Annotated in this window: 14 protein-coding genes; 5 read left to right on the plus strand and 9 right to left on the minus strand. The window is 34.2% G+C overall.

Annotated elements, in window-relative coordinates; translation table 11 throughout:
• Positions 1-438 precede the first annotated feature (438 nt).
• The 7 genes from AAGD44_RS02240 to AAGD44_RS02270 form a co-directional block, all read right to left on the minus strand.
• Positions 439-3,894 (minus strand): acyl-[ACP]--phospholipid O-acyltransferase, encoded by a 3,456-nt coding sequence (locus AAGD44_RS02240; RefSeq protein WP_341764387.1) that lies wholly within the window; start codon positions 3,892-3,894, stop codon positions 439-441.
• 372 nt (positions 3,895-4,266) lie between these two features.
• Positions 4,267-4,581 (minus strand): NADH-quinone oxidoreductase subunit NuoK, encoded by a 315-nt coding sequence (gene nuoK / locus AAGD44_RS02245; RefSeq protein WP_341764388.1) that lies wholly within the window; start codon positions 4,579-4,581, stop codon positions 4,267-4,269.
• On the minus strand, positions 4,574-5,188 hold the full coding sequence (locus AAGD44_RS02250; RefSeq protein WP_341764389.1) for an NADH-quinone oxidoreductase subunit J: 615 nt from the start codon (positions 5,186-5,188) through the stop codon (positions 4,574-4,576). Before AAGD44_RS02250 ends, nuoK begins: the two co-directional genes overlap by 8 nt.
• A gap of 8 nt (positions 5,189-5,196) precedes the next feature.
• A complete protein-coding gene (nuoI, locus tag AAGD44_RS02255) occupies positions 5,197-5,676 on the minus strand; it encodes an NADH-quinone oxidoreductase subunit NuoI (RefSeq protein ID WP_341764654.1) in 480 nt (159 codons plus the stop codon).
• A 535-nt stretch (positions 5,677-6,211) separates the two neighbouring features.
• Positions 6,212-7,228: an NADH-quinone oxidoreductase subunit NuoH gene (gene nuoH / locus AAGD44_RS02260; protein ID WP_341764390.1), complete on the minus strand. Its 1,017-nt coding sequence runs from the start codon at positions 7,226-7,228 to the stop codon at positions 6,212-6,214.
• Positions 7,225-9,273: an NADH-quinone oxidoreductase subunit NuoG gene (gene nuoG / locus AAGD44_RS02265; protein ID WP_341764391.1), complete on the minus strand. Its 2,049-nt coding sequence runs from the start codon at positions 9,271-9,273 to the stop codon at positions 7,225-7,227. Before nuoG ends, nuoH begins: the two co-directional genes overlap by 4 nt.
• Positions 9,274-9,706: 433 nt before the next feature.
• Positions 9,707-9,880 carry a palindromic element RPE1 domain-containing protein gene (locus tag AAGD44_RS02270; protein WP_341764392.1) on the minus strand — a complete coding sequence of 58 codons (174 nt, stop codon included), beginning with the start codon at positions 9,878-9,880 and terminating at the stop codon, positions 9,707-9,709.
• Between the two features lie 489 nt (positions 9,881-10,369).
• Between AAGD44_RS02270 and sucC the strand changes: the two genes are divergently transcribed.
• The 4 genes from sucC (at position 10,370) to AAGD44_RS02290 (ending at position 14,045) form a co-directional block, all read left to right on the plus strand.
• Positions 10,370-11,530 (plus strand): ADP-forming succinate--CoA ligase subunit beta, encoded by a 1,161-nt coding sequence (gene sucC / locus AAGD44_RS02275; protein WP_341764393.1) that lies wholly within the window; start codon positions 10,370-10,372, stop codon positions 11,528-11,530.
• Positions 11,531-11,622: 92 nt separating this feature from the next.
• Positions 11,623-12,504: a succinate--CoA ligase subunit alpha gene (gene sucD / locus AAGD44_RS02280; protein WP_341764394.1), complete on the plus strand. Its 882-nt coding sequence runs from the start codon at positions 11,623-11,625 to the stop codon at positions 12,502-12,504.
• Positions 12,505-13,569 carry a hypothetical protein gene (locus tag AAGD44_RS02285; RefSeq protein WP_341764395.1) on the plus strand — a complete coding sequence of 355 codons (1,065 nt, stop codon included), beginning with the start codon at positions 12,505-12,507 and terminating at the stop codon, positions 13,567-13,569.
• Between the two features lie 80 nt (positions 13,570-13,649).
• Positions 13,650-14,045 (plus strand): hypothetical protein, encoded by a 396-nt coding sequence (locus AAGD44_RS02290; protein ID WP_341764396.1) that lies wholly within the window; start codon positions 13,650-13,652, stop codon positions 14,043-14,045.
• Here the strand turns inward: AAGD44_RS02290 and AAGD44_RS02295 are convergent.
• Positions 14,042-16,657 carry an AsmA-like C-terminal region-containing protein gene (locus AAGD44_RS02295; RefSeq protein ID WP_341764397.1) on the minus strand — a complete coding sequence of 872 codons (2,616 nt, stop codon included), beginning with the start codon at positions 16,655-16,657 and terminating at the stop codon, positions 14,042-14,044. The two genes, AAGD44_RS02290 and AAGD44_RS02295, sit on opposite strands and share 4 nt — an antisense overlap.
• 936 nt (positions 16,658-17,593) lie before the next feature.
• On the opposite strand from AAGD44_RS02295, the gene AAGD44_RS02300 reads away from it, so the two are divergent.
• The gene (locus tag AAGD44_RS02300) at positions 17,594-18,925 is read left to right on the plus strand and encodes an MFS transporter (RefSeq protein ID WP_341764398.1); all 1,332 of its coding nucleotides are present in this window, start codon (positions 17,594-17,596) and stop codon (positions 18,923-18,925) included.
• Here the strand turns inward: AAGD44_RS02300 and AAGD44_RS02305 are convergent.
• The gene (locus AAGD44_RS02305; protein ID WP_341764399.1) at positions 18,882-19,577 is read right to left on the minus strand and encodes an HD domain-containing protein; all 696 of its coding nucleotides are present in this window, start codon (positions 19,575-19,577) and stop codon (positions 18,882-18,884) included. The two genes, AAGD44_RS02300 and AAGD44_RS02305, sit on opposite strands and share 44 nt — an antisense overlap.
• Positions 19,578-19,791 lie beyond the last annotated feature (214 nt).

The raw sequence follows: 19,791 nt of genomic DNA on the forward strand, positions 1-19,791 counted from the left end.
GATTTTATTTTGAGCCATAGATAGACGCAACGTACATATGTTACGTGAACACGCCAAACTCAGGTAAAATAAAAAAGTAATTCTAGAAAGATGAGTAGATTCTGTGAAGGTTTCTATCTAATGGTCTTATCGATCGTTATTTTCGTTCTCGAATCTTCACATACATTTAGTACGCTGCGGTTCTGTGAGCAAAAATGCCTATAAATCTACTCCTTACATAGAAACCTTCATAGCACCTAGTATACTGCTCGTACTTCAAGAATTGGATTTTATTTTAAATGGCGAGCGCGCGCAACGTACATGCTAGTACGTGAGCACGTGAGCCCATGATAAAATAAAAAAACAATTCTTGAAAGACAAGTAGTATATACCTAAAACTATTATTTTTACTAGCTTACTTATAGCACTGAACTATCTGCATTTCCATAATTATTTTACTTAAATCGACTTGAGGTGAATATCTTCCAACTGTTTATAATCTATCTGGCCCCCAGACAACATAGGTATTTCTTGCAAATTGATAATTTCCGGCAAATAAGTCAAAGTTAATAAATTTTTATAGAGTATTTCTATAAATTTGGCGTTATTAATAGAAAAACTAGTAGTAAAAAGAATAATCTTCTTTTCTCTATTAAGGTTCTTGAGATAAATAACCGCATTAATACTATCCTCATCTATCATATTTGCCAATTGCTCTATTAATAGTAAAGAAATCGTCTTATCCTCTATTCTAATAAACTGTTCTATTTTGCCTAAAATAGTTATATAACCATCTTCGTCAATCCTGACTATATCTTGTGTCTCTAGCCACCCTAAACCTAGTTCAGAAGCAGTAAAGTGCAGGACCGCCGGATTGTTAGCAAACATCTCACCAAGCATAATATTCGGCCCTTTAACAAATAGCTGCCCTGCTCCTTCTACTCCCTCCACTTGCTTAATATAATATTCCACCTGTGGTACTAACCGACCTACAGTTCCTGGCCTATAATGCATAGGGGTATTGCAGGCAATTATCGCTGACATTTCAGCAGCACCATACATTTCAAAAATTCTCACCCCAAATTTATTAAGCCATAATTGCCGGGTTTTTTCATGCAGTTTTTCTCCATAAGCAAACGCGTATCTTATAGAATAAAAATCATAAGGATGGGCATATAAGGCATAGCTACTCAAAAATGTATCAGCGCTAAATATAATAGTAGCGCCAATATCATATATTACTTCAGGAATATTGCGATAATGCTGAGCAGAAATATAAAGAAATGTGGGCACCCCACTTAATATCATCATTATAGTACTGCTTAAGCCAAAGCAATCAGAAAAAGGCGTTGCAATAAAAGCAAGGTCGTCAGGACTAAACTGCAATTTAGCAAGAAGTTGAAACCTATTTGCTTGCAAGTTCCTGTGAGATAAAACTATTGCTTTTTGGGCAGTAGGCCAGTCAGAAGTAAATACCACCACTGCTGGACTTTGATCCTTATGATTAGTACAGATATGTTTATAATAGCTTTCTGGGAATAAATTGCAGATAAATAATTTTATTCTCAAGCGCCAGCTAATTCGTTGCTGGAGATCTTCTAAATAAATAATTTTTATATTAGCGTCTGAAATTTTTACAATAGTTTCTTGTAATCTAGCTTTTTCTATAAATTCTCTTGAAGTATAGATTATCTTGACCCTTGTTGTGTGACAGGCAGAAATTATATTGTTTACTTCACTCATATAGTCAAGCATGACAACCGTAATACCTAGAGCTTGCATAGAATAAAAAGTACTGACCGCTTTAATGATATTAGGCAACATGAGAGCTAAATAATCTGAGTTTTGGGCATCTCGTTTAATTAAATATGCTAAAGTAAAAGAGTCTAATAATAATTGCCGGTAAGTAATAGGATGATAATCTCCATCTTGGACTATACCTTTTTTAAAGCCATGCACTTTGGCAGATTCAATAAGCGACTGGAAGAGAGTGTTTTTATAATCAGAACTTTCAAACATCATATCAACCATAATATCGTAAAGTGCCTGCCCCATATATTTACGCTTTGTCCTATTATCCATATTCTGGATGCCCTGTTTTGAAGCGAATTGGACTGGCGGTAAAATTGTTACAGTAATTTTAGGGAAAACACGAGTTTTTAATATATTTTTAAGTTTTGAAAAATGTGTAAATTGTGTCCCATCTATTCTCACGGGTAAAATTGTTGCCCCAGCTTTTTCTGCAATCATCCCCGGGCCTTCGTAAACTTTCATTAGAGAACCCGTAATACTTATTCTGCCTTCAGGAAAAATAGCAATTTTTTTATCTTTTTGTACTTCCTTAATTAAGGTTTTAATAGCCATTGCACTAGTAGAATCTACTGATAAAGTTTTATTCAGTTTTAAAAATGGCCTTACCCACCACGCTTTAGCTATAGCTGTATTAATAGCAAAAGTCATCTCTTCAGGCAGATAAGTTGCCAGCACTGCCGGATCAAGATAGGAAATATGATTAGCTATAATCACTACCCTCTTACCAGCCTTGTAAAAATTTTCGATTCCTTTAACCTCAACATTATACATAAAATCGAAAATAAATTTTAAAACTCCTCGAACTACAGAAAAAGGAAGAATTTTTACTTCTGGGATTAATTCATAGATATAATAAGCAACTACTATATTCAGGACACTAATAAATAATATGACAAATGGAATGGAATATCCCCAATAAAATAAGAGAGAAAGGATAAGGGTAGATCCCGCCATAAAAATAGAATTTATAAAATTATTAATAGCAATTATTCTGCTACGATGCGCAAAGGAACTGAAATATTGTAATACTGCATAAAGAGGGACTATATATACCCCCCCTATTGCTGAAATAAAGAATAAATCTATAATAATACGCCAATTATGTTTTTTAGATAAAAAAACCAATATACTTCTTAACTGCTCTGGTTCATATTGGATCATTCCGATTCGGCTAGCAAAAAATAAATCAATACCAAATATACTTATACCTATTGAGGCAAGAAAAATATATTTAGTAGTAATCTCATTTTCTAAAATCTTGCTACACAGGAAGGACCCTACTCCTACTCCAATAGAAAAGGTAGCAAGAAATAAATTAGCCACATTTTCATCAGCTCCTAAAGTTTCTTTAGCAAGAGATGGAATTTGAGAGAATATTGCGGCACTAATAAACCAAAACCAAGAAATTCCTAGAATTGCTAAATATATCTGTTTCTTAGTTTTAACATATTTGAGCATTTCTATGCTTTCTTGATATAAATTAAAATTAATTTTTATCTTGAGATTAGCATTATTGGATCTGGGCATGAATAAGCTAGTGATCAACCCTACTATCGCAATAATTAGCAGCACCATTATAATTAAATTACTATTTATGGTATAATATCCTCCTATAATAGTACCTACTAAAATAGAAAAAAATGTGCCGGCCTCCACAAAACCATTAGCCCCTAATAATTCATCTTTATGGAGATGATCCGGCAATACGCTATATTTAATTGGCCCAAAAAAAGTTGAATGTATGCCCATAAAACAAATAGACAAAAACAGTACCCCTAAATTATTACACCTGAAACCATAAGCAGCAAAGATGGCTATAAATAGCTCAAATAGTTTAATAACTTTAACGATCATAGACCTCTCATATCTATCTGCTAGCTGTCCTGCTAAGCTAGCAAATATAACAAAAGGTAATACAAAAATGGTATTAGCTGCTAATACCATTAAGGGAGCTGATAATAATAATTGATTAGATAATTGATAAGTAATTAACATAATCAAAGCGTTTTTCATTATGTTGTCATTAACACATCCACAAAACTGCACCACAAAAATAGGCAAAAACCGCACATCTTTAAATAGATATAACAAATTTGATCCCATATTTTCTCCAAAAATTTATCAATCGATTATACTCTAAGTTACTCCCAACACTAACATTAAAATAAAATTAATTTTGCCTGTATATATTAGACTTCCTGCATAAGTCGAACAGAGTGGGGGATTTTTAGGTTCTTATATCTACTTATAACTTATTTCTAAGATATAAGAACCTAGATCGACTTATATATGAAGTCTATTTTATCGTGAACTCACGTGCTCACATATTGACATGTGTGCTGCGCTCGCTCACCATTCAAAATAAAATGATGGTTTTGAAGTACGAGCAGTATATACGTGAATATCTAAGGCCTGGAATCCCTCTACGGCTACCCCAATTCTTATAGTGCCTCACAAGATACCCAGAGGGCAGCGCTAACCTTGCATTTGATTAATATCCCTTAGATTTATCGACCCCTTATTTCTAAAATATACTAATAATATTGCAAGCCCTATGGCTGTCTCCGCTGCAGCTATAGTCAAAATTATTATACTAAAAATCTGGCCGGTAATATCATTCGCATAAGCTGAAAATGCTATGAAATTTACATTAACTGCTAGCAACATTAATTCTATTGACATGAGTAGGGCAATGACATTCTTACGATACAAAAACAACCCCACCATGCCTATACTAAAAATACAAGCTGATAAAATCAAATAATGATCCAATGTAATATTATTATTCATATTTAATGCCTTCTATCCCTTCATTTATATCAGGGTTAAGTATTAATAGAGAATTCTCTTTACTTTTACTGTTTTGCACCACAATATTTTGTCTTTTCACCCCTGGCCTATGCCTAACGGTTAAAATAATACATGATATCATGGCAACAAATAAAATAATACCTGCCATTTGGAAAGGTAAAATAAAATCAGTATATAATACTAACCCAATTGCCTTAGTATTACTTATATCTGCAGAGGCTACAAAGTCATTAAGCCTAGCAGGAATATTTTTAGTCCCTAGCAAAATAATTAAAATAAAGTCAGTAAACATAATCAAGGCCACAACACTGCTGACAAGCAAGTTTCTTTTAAATTGTTCTACAACATATATTGAATGTATATCTAACATCATGATTACAAATAAAAAGAGCACGGCTACGGCCCCCACATATATCACAATCAACATCATGGCTAAAAATTCTGCTCCTAATAAAATCATTAGGCCAGAAGCATTACAAAAACTAAAAATTAACCAAAGTACAGAATAAATGGGGTTTTTGCTAATCACTACCAAACAACTACTGATAATCATAAGGCTAGCAAATAAATAAAAAAATATCTCCATAATCAATCCTATTTATATTTATAATCCTCTTGTAACTTAATTGCTAATTCTTGTTCCCACATGTCACCATTTTTCAATAATTTGTCTTTGTTATATATTAATTCTCTATGAGTAAAAGTAGCAAATTCAAAATTAGGTCCCTCTACTATGGCATCAACTGGACAAGCTTCTTGGCACAGACCGCAATAAATACATTTGGTCATATCAATATCATATCTAGTAGTTCTTCTACTCCCATCTGCTCTTTCTTCTGCTTCAATAACGATCGCTTGCGCCGGACAAATTGCTTCACACAATTTACAAGCAATACATCTCTCCTCCCCGTTAGCATAACGCCTTAGGGCGTGCTCCCCTTTAAATCTTGGACTAATCGGTCCTTTTTCATAAGGATAATTTAAGGTCACTTTGGGCTTAAAGAAATATTTCAGTGTTAATGCTAAGGCAAATACTATTTCAAATAGGAAAAAAGATCTTAGATAATTAATTATTTTCATATAAAATGCTCATTTTCCTCTGTTACCGTTTTTATTGGGTTCCCTGCATAAGCCGCAAATAGCCCGCGGGATTTTTAGGAAAAACAAAGCCAAGCCGAGCTGTGCACAAGGATGTGCATGAGGAGCGGAAGGGCCACGTTTTGACAACAAAATCACCTATTAGAGGCTTATGCAAGAAGTCTATTATAGGAGAAGTCTAATAGATCTCTTTCGAAACTTGTATCACCCTGTAACTATATACTGCTCGTACCTGAAGAGTTGGTAGACGATAGAATCAACTTCAAGAAGAACGAGGAGTGGCGAAGTCGAGCAGCGCAGCGTACTATAGTACGTGAGCAGCCTCGATCTTTAGGGCAAGACGACGCCAATTCTTGAAGTTCAGCGAGTATATATGTCTAATCTAGCCAAGGATCATCATCTAGCTTCCAAGAGGGCGTTGCAGTTTTGTTCGCCTCATTTTCTTTAAATCCTCCGACCAATAGCAAGTATCCGAAAGTGGTCTAACATCTTGTGCAATGCCGCAGCCAGCTCAATTAGGTAAATTATTGGTAAATACTAATATAGCTGACAATAACACCACCCACAATAAAGTAAACGGTAAAAATACTTTCCAGCCTAATCGCATCAGTTGATCATACCGGTATCTCGGCAGCGTAGCTCTTATCCATAAAAAACAAAATAGCAAAAACCCAACTTTCAAAATAAACCAAATGAAACCTGGAATAAAACCTAATAATGCAATACCAAAAGGAGGTAAATACCCCCCTAAAAAGAAAATAGTAGTCATTGCACTAACTAATATCATATTAGCATATTCTCCTAGGAAAAATAATGCAAATCCCATCGAAGAGTATTCAACATTATAACCTGCCACTAGCTCAGATTCAGCTTCTGCTAAATCAAAGGGTAATCTATTAGTTTCGGCAAGTACCGAAATAAAAAATATCACCCCCATTGGTAGTAACATTAAATCTACCCACCAAGGTAATAATTGTTGTTTTTCAATAATTTCTGATAAGTTAAGGGTCCCTGTGGTTAATAGCACCGTTACAATCACAAGTCCAATAGATACTTCATAAGAAATCATTTGGGCAGAAGCTCGGATAGCTCCAAAAAAAGCATATTTTGAATTACTAGCCCAACCAGCTATAATTATTCCGTAAATACCTAAGGAGGAAATCGCCATAATATATAGAACTCCCACATTGATATTAGCCAATACCATTCCTTTATCGAAAGGTATTACCGCCCAACCTATTAAGCTAAGTATAAAAGTAATCATCGGCGCTAAAGTAAATAATATTTTATCCGCGGGGTTTGGAATAATTGCTTCCTTAAATAGTAATTTTAAAGCATCCGCTATTGGCTGCAATAAACCAAAAGGACCCGCCATATTCGGACCTATTCTAAGCTGGATTAACCCTATAACTTTACGTTCAGTATAGGTAAGGTAAGCAACGCAAAGAAGCAATGGGATCGTAATAGTAAGTATTTTTAAGGATATAATAATTATTGGTAATATATATTGCCCTAACAGCTCTATCATGCTACTTTTTCTCTTTGTTGTTTTGCTGCTACACATTTTGCCATAGTCACCGAAGCTCTACTAATAGAATCAGTCATATAATAATTTATCGGATTACTTACTATATCCTGCCTCAGCAGTTGCTCGCTAGATAAAAACTTGCTAAAACCCCCTTTTACTATACTATCCATATTGGCAAAGATAGGGAATTCACTTGCTAGATTGCGCCTAATATCCGCTAGGTTTCTTATCCCTATATCTATTCCTACACTATCTGCTAGCTCCTTGATAATAAGCCAATCTACTTTAGCTTGCCCCAGCGGGTAAGTAGCCGCGTTAGTATATTGAGCTCTTCCTTCAAAATTAACATAAATTGCATCTTTTTCTATATAGCTAGTGGCAGGAAAAATTACGTCCGCGGCATTTGCACCTCTATCGCCATGATGACCTTGATATACTATAAAAGAAGATTTTAATCTCTCCATATCTACTTCATCACTGCCTAATAAATAAACCAGCTTGATCTTTCCCTCTTGCGACTTACGCAAGATCTCTACCACACTACTACCGCCATTTTGGGGGCTAAAGCCAATATCTAAACTCCCTACCATCGAAGCGTGATTATGTAATATGTTCAAGCCATTCCAATCTTCCCTAACTATTTTATATTGCTCTACCATTTGATGAATAAGAGATAAAAGCGCGTATCCATCATCTCGCGCATATACTCCATCGCCAATAATTATGATAGGCTTTTTTGCATTTTGTAATTGTTTAGCAAAATTATGCTCTCCCGTGATTATTTGGCTAATTATAGCAGGATCAGTACCTAATTCATTTGTAAAATAAGTTTGGTTATCCACATTCCCAATTCGATATAAATCTAACTTGCCCTCCCTTTGTAATATACCCAGGCGTGAATTCAGCACTGGAGCTACTTGTCTAATGTTAGCCCCTATTATTAAACACAAATCAGCTTCTGGTAATTTAGCAATAGTAGTATTAAATAAATAATTCCCTCTATTTGAACTATCAATTTTATAATTAAATTGATTACTATCAAAATTATTACAGCCTAATACTTGTAACATAGTCTTTAACAAAAACATTGATTCTACGCAGGCAAGCTGACCTGCGATAGCACCTATTTGGTTTCCTTCTAATATTCTTAATTTTTTTGTCACTAGCTTGATAGCATCATCCCAGGATGCTTCAACTAACCTACCATTTACTCTGATATAGGGAGTATCTAATCGTTGATATCTTAGCCCATCGTAAGAAAATCTCGCTTTATCTGAGATCCATTCATCATTAATCTCATCATTTACTCGAGGTAATATTCTCATGACTTCGTCACCCCGAGTATCGATTGCTATATTACAGCCTTGTGCATCCAACACATCGATAGATGGAGTTCTGGACAACTCCCAACTCCGAGCTTTAAAAGAATAAGGCTTGGAATTTAGCGCTCCCACCGGACAAATATCTATAATATTGCCTGAAAGCTCCGAATCAAGGCTCCGCTCTAAATACGACGTCACCTCCATATGTTCTCCTCGAAAGATAGCTCCTATTTCTTCAATACCTGCTATATCAGTGGCAAATCTTATACATCTTGTACATTGAATACATCTGGTCATATGGGTCTTGATTAAAGGCCCCATATATTTATCTTTGACTGTCCTTTTATTTTCTACGAATCTGTTACTACCTCTACCATACTTAAAAGCTTGATCTTGCAAATCACACTCTCCCCCTTGGTCACAAATAGGACAATCTAGGGGATGATTGATTAATAAAAACTCCATGACCCCTTCGCGCGCTTTCTTGACTTCAAGGCTATTAGTATGAATCACCATAGAAGGGGCAACTGGCATAGAGCAAGAAGCCACTGGCTTAGGAAATTTTTCCATTTCTACTAAGCACATCCTACAATTCCCTGCAACTTTTAAACGTTCATGATAGCAAAAATGTGGCACTTCTATCCCTAGCTTATTACAAGCTTGTAGTATTGTAGTACCTGCTTCCACTTCAACTTCAATATTATCTATAGTGATTTTTATCATTATTATAATTTATGTTTAATTCATGTATTATACTGATATTTTATTCTAATCGCTAATATAAATTTGGTATAAATTAGACTTCCTGCATAAGGCAATCTAGGTTTTGTAAAGGTTTCTATCTCATGGTCGATTTCGTCGTTATTTTCGTTCTCGAATCCTCACATGCACCCTAGTGCGCTGCGGTTCTGTAAGCAAAAATGCCTATAAATCTACTCCTTACATAGAAAACTTCACAGAACCTAGTCAGTTATTTTGTCTTTGCGACTCTACCTGGCGCTTTTCAGCTACATCTATGTCATGAATAATATACTACTCGTCTTTCAAAAATTGTTTTTTTATTTTATCATGGACTCACGTGCTCACGTACTGGCATGTACGCAGCAAACGCTCGCCATTTAAAATAAAATCCAATTCTTGAAGTACGAGCAGTATATCATGTTTTAGTAACTGGCTTAGTGTCTTCTAACAATAGACCTCTTGCATAACCTAATCTAATTGGTAATTTTGTCGTCGAAACTCCTCTCTGTTCCTCACGTACGTCTATGTACGCTGCGGTACTCGACTTCGTTTCTCCTAAAAATTCTTCAATTATCTTTAGGTTATGCAAGAGGTCTATTGAATCTATAGGTTCAAATCCTCACATACACCCTAGTGCGCTGTAGTTCGAGGCAAAGAGTCTCCTTGAAATTCCCTGCGCGATGCGAGTTTCCCAAGCGGCCTGTTAAGTAAATTTTTATGTGGAATTGTTTCTTAATTTGTTAATCACCCTAATTCAAGCTTAAGAATAATTTCTCTTATCTTGCATTGGTATTACTTAGTATACTTTAGTAGGTTCTGGGAAGGAATTTTTTATAGAAGTGATTTATAGAGCGTTTTAATCGAAAAATAGTGGGAATTTTATAGGATATAGTGTACTGATGTTAAAAAATTTCTACTATTTTTCAGACAAAATACGCATAAATCAAGCACGCATAAATCAAGCTATAAAAATTTCCTTCCCAGAACCGAGAAACTTAACCTTGAAATGAAGCTTTACAGGGATGATATTTGTAGTATTATATAGTATCTTTAAATATTTAATAAACAATTACAAACAATGAATATTCATGAATATCAAGCGAAGATAATTTTACAGCAATATAATATACCCACTTCTACAGGTGCGGTAATATTGCGCAAAGAAGATATTGATCGATTAATTGATGAATTAAATGCAGATCTATATGTAGTGAAAGCTCAGATTCATGCAGGTGGTAGAGGTAAGGCGGGCGGAGTAAAGGTTGTGAAGGACAAGGAGGCTGCAAAAAAAGCTGCTCATGCCATGTTTGGCATTAATTTAGTAACTCATCAGACTTCTCCAGAAGGGCAAAAAGTCCGGCGTGTTTACGTAGAGGCCGGGAGTGATATTTTAAAGGAATATTATTTTAGCGCAGTCTTTAATCGTAGTAGTAGCACGATCACTTTTATAGCTTCTACCGAAGGAGGGGTGGATATTGAAGAAGTAGCGCAGGCAAGCCCAGAAAAAATTATTACCGTGTCCATTGATCCAGCAATAGGAATACAATCTTTTCATTGCCGTGAGATAGCTTATAAACTTGGCTTTAAAGGTGAGCAAATCAAACAGATGATGCAAATTGTTGACTCAACTTATAAAGCTTTCATTGAAACGGATGCGAGCCAGATTGAAATCAACCCCTTAATTACTAAACCTGATGGCAGTTTACTTGCCTTAGACGCTAAAATTAATTTTGATGATAATGCTTTATTTAAGCACCCGAATATTGCCGCCTTAAGGGATGAAGATGAAGAAAATGCTCTAGAGACTAGAGCGGCTAATGCGGGCATTAGTTATGTGAAAATGAAAGGTAATATTGGCTGTATGGTTAATGGAGCAGGACTGGCTATGGCCACTATGGATATTATTAAGCTATACGGCGCGGAACCGGCAAATTTCTTAGATGTTGGCGGAGGAGCTGACCGCGAGAGAGTAACTGAAGCGTTTAAAATAATTTTATCAGATCAGGGAGTACATGGTGTTTTAGTTAATATTTTTGGTGGTATAATGCGCTGTGATATTATTGCTGAGGGGATCATTGCTGCAGTAAAAGAGATCGGTATTACGGTTCCCCTAGTTGTACGTTTATCTGGCACTAATTTTGAATTAGGACGAAATATCTTGGGTAATTCAGGACTAAAAATAATTGCAGCCAATGATTTAAATGACGCCGCTGAACAAATTGTTGCAGCAGTAAAATAATATCTAGATTATTTATAAGAATTACCAAAGTATTCTTATATAGAATAAGGTTAAAGATGTAATGACTTACTTAAAATACAGGAAATAAATATATGGCTATATTAGTTGATAGAAATACTAGAGTAATTTGTCAGGGTTTTACTGGCTCACAAGGAACCTTTCACTCTGAACAGGCCATTAGCTATGGAACTAAAATGGTAGGAGGAGTAACGCCAGGAAAAGGAGGGCAAACTCATTTAGATCTACCAGTATATAATAGCGTACGTGAAGCAGTTGTAAAAACGCAAGCAAATGCTAGTGTTATTTACGTCCCCCCCCCCTTTGCTGCTGACTCAATTCTAGAAGCGATAGATGCAGAGATTGAGGTAGTAGTATGCATTACTGAAGGAATACCAATTCTCGACATGGTAAAAGTTAAAAGAGCGCTGGTGGGGGCAAAAACTAGATTAATTGGCCCAAATTGCCCTGGTATTATTACCCCGGGGGAATGCAAGATAGGAATAATGCCGGGCTATATCCATAAAAGAGGTACTATAGGTATTGTATCTAGATCGGGTACTTTAACTTATGAAGCAGTGGCCCAAACTACTGCAGTAGGGCTTGGACAATCTACTTGTATTGGTATTGGGGGAGATCCAGTTAATGGTACAGATTTTTGTGATGCTATAGAATTATTTTTGCAAGATAATGAGACCCAAGCCATTATTATGATAGGTGAGATAGGAGGAGACGCAGAAGAAAAAGCTGCTGAATTAATTAAATCTGCAAAAATCAAAAAACCAGTAGTGAGTTTTATTGCTGGTATAACAGCACCGGAAGGTAAAAGAATGGGCCATGCCGGGGCTATTGTTTCTAAAGGGCAAGGCTCAGCGGAGCATAAGCTAGAAGCATTACAAAGCGCTGGGGTTACAATTACTAGGTCGCCAGCTAATATTGGCAAAACTATGCTAGAATTATTGCAGGATAAGTGTTAAATGCTTAATAAGCTATGTGAAAATCTTATTTTACAGCTTCAAAATAATAAGTATGATTTTTTAAAATTTGACTTAATTAAACAAGAGCAGATCAAGGAGATGGCTGCCTCTATTGCTAATATATATGAAAGTATTATTATTATCGGTTTTGGCGCGTCATCTTTAAATATTAGAGCATTACTTAGTGCCTGCATTAGGCGCTCCAAACAAATAGTATATCTTGATAGCTTAGATCAAGTAGAACTTAATGACAAATTATCCTCTATCAATTTAAATAAGTCAGTATTTTTTTCTTTGAGTAAATCAGGTAATACTAACGAAACATATTTATTAACTAAATATGCTTTAGAAAGTTTACCAGTTTCTCCTCGCAATATGTATATTATTGCACCTTTTACTGATAATTTACTTAATAATTTAGCTCAATCTTTTAAAACTCATTTTTTTGAACATGACAATATATGTAGCGGAAGGTTTGGAATAATTTCCAACGCTTCTTTATTGCCCGTAGCTGTGGCAGGTCTTAATATAAGTAAAGTTGTTGCGGCAGCTACCAAAAAAATCTTAGAGATTATCTCAGATAGCACCGTTATTTACCAAATAGCTGAATATTATTTGCAACAATATTCTTTAGGTAGAAGCATATTAGTAATGTTTAATTATAGTTACCAATTAGATGGTTTATGTAAATGGCAACAACAAATTATAGCTGAGACACTGGGCAAAAATGGCTTTGGGATTACACCTGTAATCGCAAGAGGCACCTTTGACCAACACAGTCAGTTGCAGCTTTATTTAGAAGGGCCAGATGACAAATTTTATAAAATCATTACTAATAATCAAGGAGACTCTGAGATTGCCACAAGCTTAGCTACTCATGCAAATAATATATATCATGCCTTAATCCAGGCAAAAAGACCAGCTACATTGATCAATTTTGAACCTAATGAAACAATAATAGTTGAACAAATCATTGATACTATGCTGTCTATTATTGTGATAGCAGAGCACTTAAAGATTAACCCATTTAATCAACCGGCAGTTGATCAGTGTAAATATATATAATAGACTTCTTTCGAAACCCGCTTCAGGTAGAGAATTTGAAGGAGACTCTTCGCCCATAGTACCGCTGGTCCATCGAACGGTTGTTTAAGCATCTCAAAAGCGGAGGCTTTGATATTGAAAAAAGTCACTTAGTAAATTTGGATAGATTCAAAAAATTATTGGTGGTAACTGCTATTGCTTCAGCTTTAATAGTTAAGAATGGCTTAATACAAAATTCACTAAACCCAATCCGTATAAAACTCCAAAAAACCACTGAAAAACAATTATTTTCATTATTTACTTACGGGTTTGATCATATTAAAAATATCTTTTATCAATCTATCATTAATAGCTGTAACTCAACTAATACGCACCTTATTAATACCTCCAAAAATAGAACTTCTTACTACTTACTCTGCCTCCCTACAAAAATCGTAGGGTACTATGAGTCTTTAGACACGACGCCAATTCTTGAAGTTCCTAGCGTATATAATTAACCATTGTTTACTGCCTTATCTTTTTGCCGATTATCAAGAAACTGCTGCAGTTCCTGATCATGAATTGTTTTAATGGGGTTAAATATAGTCCCTTTTGCATTTAGTTGGAGTTTTACAGGAATGTTTTTCTTATCTTCATCTTTAATCTTCTCTTCCTCATTTATATAAAATGATAATATTGAATTTAAGGTAAGACCATAATTATATATATTGACCGCTAGAGAAGCGGCCCCGCTAATATATTTAGTATTAAACAGGATATCTTTCAGTATGGCTATTCCCTTGTTTAACTGCAAATTTCCATGTAACTTAGCTATCTCAGTTTGACCCTGAGAGCTTGCTATTGCTAGATCGTCTTTTAAAGAATCGGAAGTATAAGCTTTAGCATTCACTTTTTCTACTAGCGTATCTAGCGAGAGATTATCAATTTTTGCATTTTGTATTATAAACGCAGATTCGTTAGTAAGGTTATATAATAATCTTTCTAAAGTATCGCCATTAGTAGTAAACTGCCCATTAATACTGAGCCCTCCGTAATTATCTAAGAAACCTTTGGGTAGTAACATAGAGAGCTGCGCTAAATTAATAGAATTTAATGCATAAGCAAAACTTAGAGTATATGGATCCAATAAAATACTTCCGGCAGCTTTTAATTTCCCCCCTAACATTTCTGCTTCCAGGTTACTAATATTAAATAAGGTATTATTATTGGCTAATTCTAGTTTAAGGTTTTGTAATATCAATTTACCTTGAGTAAGCTTAGATAAAGCAGCTTGCAATTTTAATTCCAATTTATTGAAATCGAACTCATTTAATAACTTATTCCTTAAGGTTAACAAAGTGCTAGGAGTTACAGGGTCTATCACGAATGCGCCATCTCTTATCTTAATATCTAATTGTGGCTTAATCTTACCTGCTAATAATTTAGCACTAAGATTAAGATAAACATCATCTTTTCTTAAATCAAAGTTAGTAATTTCAATATTTCCAGGAGCAACCGCTGCCACTAGGTCTACTTTTCCAAAATGTCTATCCCCTATAATCATATCATTAATAGTCACATCAAAGTGACCAAAATATTGTATAGTTCTAATAGGTATATATTTAGTAAAATACGTCTCAGACTGCATTTCTGTTGTTAAACTTTTAATAAAATTTATCATAGGAGAAATTATTGGAAACCCAGGTCGCGTCAAATCAAGAGAGGACATCTCTAGATTTGCCATAATATGCGGCATAGAGCCAATAAAACTAGTAGTAATATCCCCGGTAACTGTTGTGTTACCAGTTTTTATTAAAAGATTTTGCAAATATACATCTATTAAAGTTAATTTGAGATTTGATTGTAAGGTAAAAGGAGCGGGTTGAGTACTATCTATTTGTTTATATCCGATAGCGTCTAATATTTTACTAAGGCTTTTATGTTGCAGGTAAATCCTTCCTTCAAATATACTCCTTACAGAATTTTGGGTCACATTACCGGTAAGTTGAAAATTTCCTCCCGACTGAATTTGCGCAGAAAAATCTTTAACAGCCAAGCGACGATTTTCTAATCCTAATAATAATTGAGTATTATTTAATATTTCGCCCCCCCCTAATATTATTTGATCTGCTGAAATAGAGGCTTCTAATATTTTATCATCAAAAATAAATCTTAGACCGTAGGAGGAATCGCTAAACTTATTAATAGTATCTGAAGGGCCGATAAGAGCAGGGATATTTATTTTAGAAAAAGCTAAGTTTATGGTACTACTTACGTCATTCATTTTACTTAAATAAATGAAACCCTTGCCAAAGGATGAATTAGAATCTACGATTAAATTTTCGAACTTTAATAATTGTTCAGCCGGTAAGATATCAAAAGCTATCTTGACCATTTCATGTTGTTTAAATTTCCTAAAGAATGCTTTTAAATCTGGCATAAAATTGCTAAGAACACTAGCTAGATCTTGCACTATATATTCACCCTTCCCACTAATTAACTTCGCGTCATTATATGTTTCTACTAGATGAAAATTATATTCGTCATTATAAAGAGTTAAATCAAAGTTTGCTTGTTGGCCTTTTTGTTCTACAATGGCAGAAAAATGTAATATATTATCCACTATCCCTTTAAAGCCAAAGCTATTAGCTAAGTGATCTGTTGGAGTAAAATAACAATTACTTAAAATCGCCATAGGTTCACTCTTTTTATTTAGGATGTTTAGATTTATAATGTGAACATTAATTTTACTAAGTTCCTGCGTTAGTAGTGAACTAATCATTTTATCATGATTTACAATTTCTATCTCTTTAGGATCCAAATATATTTTGGCATTATATATTTTGACTGCTTTAATCTTAGGTGTTAATTTCAGTAACGAATATAAATCAAAATACATCTTAACATTTTCTAATTCCAGCCGCCCTTCTTCTTTTATATAATTAATCAGCAAGAACGGAATAGGAAATTTATTGATTTTAACTGTTCTGATAGATGAAGTTGCTACTCCTAACTCGTGCGCTAGGGTCGGTAACATTAGATCAGTATTAATAGAATTGTTAATTGTTACCATAATACATGTTAACAATGACATAATTGCAACAACAATTATGAGTATTTTCCTTACCATAAAACCAAATTTTTTTAAGAGGTATACTATTCGTCTTTCAAAAATTGTTTTTTTATTTTATCATGGACTCACGTGCTCACGTACTGGCATGTACGCAGCAAACGCTCGCCATTTAAAATAAAATCCAATTCTTGAAGTACGAGCAGTATATCGTATTGCTATATATTATCCACGTCGCAAGAATGGGAATTTATTTTAAGACATAATGTACAAAATAATTATGATCCTATTTACGCCTTAGAGCACTTCAGGTAAAATGAACTAATAATGAAGCAACTTGCTCAAAGCATTTTAACTTTTTATTATATTTAACAACTATCTGCAATCAAGCACTAAACCTGATTGTGAAATATAATCTTTTTTCAAAATAGTTAAAATGCATACATAGCACTGCTCCAAATATGCTTGTTGCATTAGACTTGCTGCAACCTAGACGGTAATTTTGTCGTTGATATATGTAAGCTCTAATAACCGTCTTTGTTTCTTCTAACATCTAAAAAGGGCTAGTTGGGCTTACGCTGCAAGCCTAACGATAATTTATGAGTAAAAATTTTAGAAATTCTTTATTTGATAGTTGATTTTTATAAATTTCTGCTGTAACTTATAGTTACAATAATATTTATAAAATTAAACTTATTGTATAAATATCTCTATAAATAAACTAATAATTTCAAATTTTTATAAGATTATTTAAGACTAAAATGTCACTCCCAGTATAAAAATTTTCTATTTATTAATAATAATTAACTTAATTTTTATCACTGTAGGTGATATAAGAAGGAAAGGTTTCCAATTATAAACAATAATTAACATGATCGAGAACTTGATACTGTTCGTACTTCAAGAAAAGTAATAGTTAAAAAATATTGGTTTCTGTCTATTACTTAAGGTTATTTGTGTTAATTGATTATATAATTTAAAAAAATGTAGATAGATATGAACAAATTCATCCAACCAGATGGCAAAGTCATTCTTGCCCAAACTCGTTTAACTAGACAACAAACTGAAGCCGTAGGGTTACTCTCAATAGGTACATTTTTGGAATATTTTGATTTGATGCTTTATGTGCATATGGCTGTATTATTAAATGATTTATTCTTTCCAGAGTATGATCCCTTCACTAAAAAATTACTCTCGGCCCTAACCTTCTGCTCTACTTACGTATTAAGGCCTTTTGGCGCATTATTATTTGGCTATATAGGGGACTATATAGGAAGAAAAGCGGTAGTAATAGTTACTACATTTTTAATGGGGGTCTGTTGTATAACTATTGCTACTATCCCTACCTATGCTGAAATAGGCATTACAGCCTCTTGGGTGCTTATAGCATGTAGGATGATACAGGGGATGGCTGCAACTGCGGAAGTTCGGGGGGCAGAAATTTATTTAACTGAAAGCTCAAAACCGCCCATTCAATATTCCTTAGTTTCTTTAATCACGGTATTTTCTGCAGTAGGAACAACGGCGGCCCTGGGCGTGGCATCAATTTTTACTAGTATGGGTAATCAAAATCAATCAAGTTGGCGCTTAGCGTTTTGGGTAGGAGCCGGCATTGCATTAGTTGGCTCTGTTGCGCGTACTAGCTTAAAAGAAGCAGCTGAATTTACTAATAAAAAGAAACGGTTACAAGAAAGACTCACTGAAAACAAAGTTGAATTTACTGAAATAAATAAAGACATTCTGGATCAAGATGTACCTGTTTTAACTTCTATAGCGTATTTGTGTATTCAATGCGCTAGACCTCCGTGTTTTTATTTTGTTTATATATATTGTGGCGATATTCTAAAACATGATTGTGGATTTTCACCCAACCAGGTTATTACGCAAAATTTTTGGGTATCTATAGTAGATTTTCTAGGAATATTGGGCCTGACATATCTTGCTTATATAATGCATCCCCTAAAAATACTAAAATGGAAATTATATTTATTCTTAATAACAATTATTTTATTTTCTATAGTGGTGTCATATACTCTTAATCCAAATTATATTTTTGTTTTTCAATGTTTAGCAGCTTTATTTGTATTTGATCACGTACCTGCTTCTCCAATATTTTATAAATATTTTCCTATTTTCAAAAGATTTACATATACTAGTATTCTAAGCGCGGTAGCTAAATTATGCACCTATGGGATAGTTTCTATCGGCCTAGCCTATACTACTGAGCATTTAGGGCCTGGAAAGGGATTATTGATAATAATTATACCAGTGGCTATAGGATTTTTTATGGGAGTAACTTATTTCGAAAAAATGGAAAAGAAGTACTAACAGATTTTTCCAAAAAGAAATCTGTATTAGTTACTACCCCTAACTTTATATTTTGAATATAGCATTTTTCATATAAAGTATCGCAAAGCCAGGGAAGCTCTATCACATCACATAAAACTAAGAAATACTTTAGAGTCTCTTCTATAGTTTTCTTAGCTTTTTCTGGAGATTTTGCTTCAATAGTTTGAATGTTATGAAGACGATCAAATAATTTAATTAGTAATAAATCGTATTTCTTGTGTTGAAATAATAAATGTAATATTTCTGCAGCACTAATCTTGCGGTCTTTTTTTACTCTAGTCAGCTCCTCTACCTGGGCTGCGACTACCCCGCCAAAAATCATTTCTATCATCCCTTCTGTCATTCTAGTGTCTTCAATAGTATCATGAAGTATGCTAGTAACAATAATATCGGTCTTAAAAATATGGTCTGACACCATATAGGCTACTTCTAGGGGGTGAGAATAAAACGGTTCCCCAGACTGCCTTTTTTGTAACCCGTGATATTTTTTAGCATAAAAAATAGCTTTTTTAATTTCTTCAATATCAATAGGGCTGTTTACTTCCTTATTTAACTGCGTAAGCTTACTCAATAGCCTATCAGCATATTCACATAACTCCAGTTTTAAATGCCAAGTCTTAATATCTTCCATAATTACAAAAATTTAATAAATTTTATATTAGTCCTCTTTCACCCCTCGTATCAAGCGAACAGGTTTCTTGCATAATTCGCATCGAGTTTCAAAAAAGGACTTTGTAAGGAGTAGACGCACAGAAGTAATATATACTACTAACTTTGCCGGATTGTTTTTTTTATTTTATCGTAAACTCATGAGCTCACCTCCTTACATATACGCTGCCTGCTCG

This window comes from Candidatus Tisiphia endosymbiont of Beris chalybata, assembly GCF_964026555.1.
In the GTDB taxonomy this organism is placed as follows: Bacteria; Pseudomonadota; Alphaproteobacteria; order Rickettsiales; family Rickettsiaceae; genus Tisiphia.

Coding starts and splice junctions, on each gene's coding strand:
- sucD (WP_341764394.1), top strand. CDS start 11,623: ATGGCTATATTAGTTGATAGAAATACTAGAGTAATTTGTCAGGGTTTT.
- AAGD44_RS02305 (WP_341764399.1), bottom strand. CDS start 19,577: ATGGAAGATATTAAGACTTGGCATTTAAAACTGGAGTTATGTGAATAT.
- AAGD44_RS02250 (WP_341764389.1), bottom strand. CDS start 5,188: ATGGAGATATTTTTTTATTTATTTGCTAGCCTTATGATTATCAGTAGT.
- AAGD44_RS02285 (WP_341764395.1), top strand. CDS start 12,505: ATGCTTAATAAGCTATGTGAAAATCTTATTTTACAGCTTCAAAATAAT.
- nuoH (WP_341764390.1), bottom strand. CDS start 7,228: ATGATAGAGCTGTTAGGGCAATATATATTACCAATAATTATTATATCC.
- sucC (WP_341764393.1), top strand. CDS start 10,370: ATGAATATTCATGAATATCAAGCGAAGATAATTTTACAGCAATATAAT.
- AAGD44_RS02295 (WP_341764397.1), bottom strand. CDS start 16,657: ATGGTAAGGAAAATACTCATAATTGTTGTTGCAATTATGTCATTGTTA.
- AAGD44_RS02240 (WP_341764387.1), bottom strand. CDS start 3,894: ATGGGATCAAATTTGTTATATCTATTTAAAGATGTGCGGTTTTTGCCT.
- nuoK (WP_341764388.1), bottom strand. CDS start 4,581: ATGAATAATAATATTACATTGGATCATTATTTGATTTTATCAGCTTGT.
- nuoG (WP_341764391.1), bottom strand. CDS start 9,273: ATGATAAAAATCACTATAGATAATATTGAAGTTGAAGTGGAAGCAGGT.
- AAGD44_RS02300 (WP_341764398.1), top strand. CDS start 17,594: ATGAACAAATTCATCCAACCAGATGGCAAAGTCATTCTTGCCCAAACT.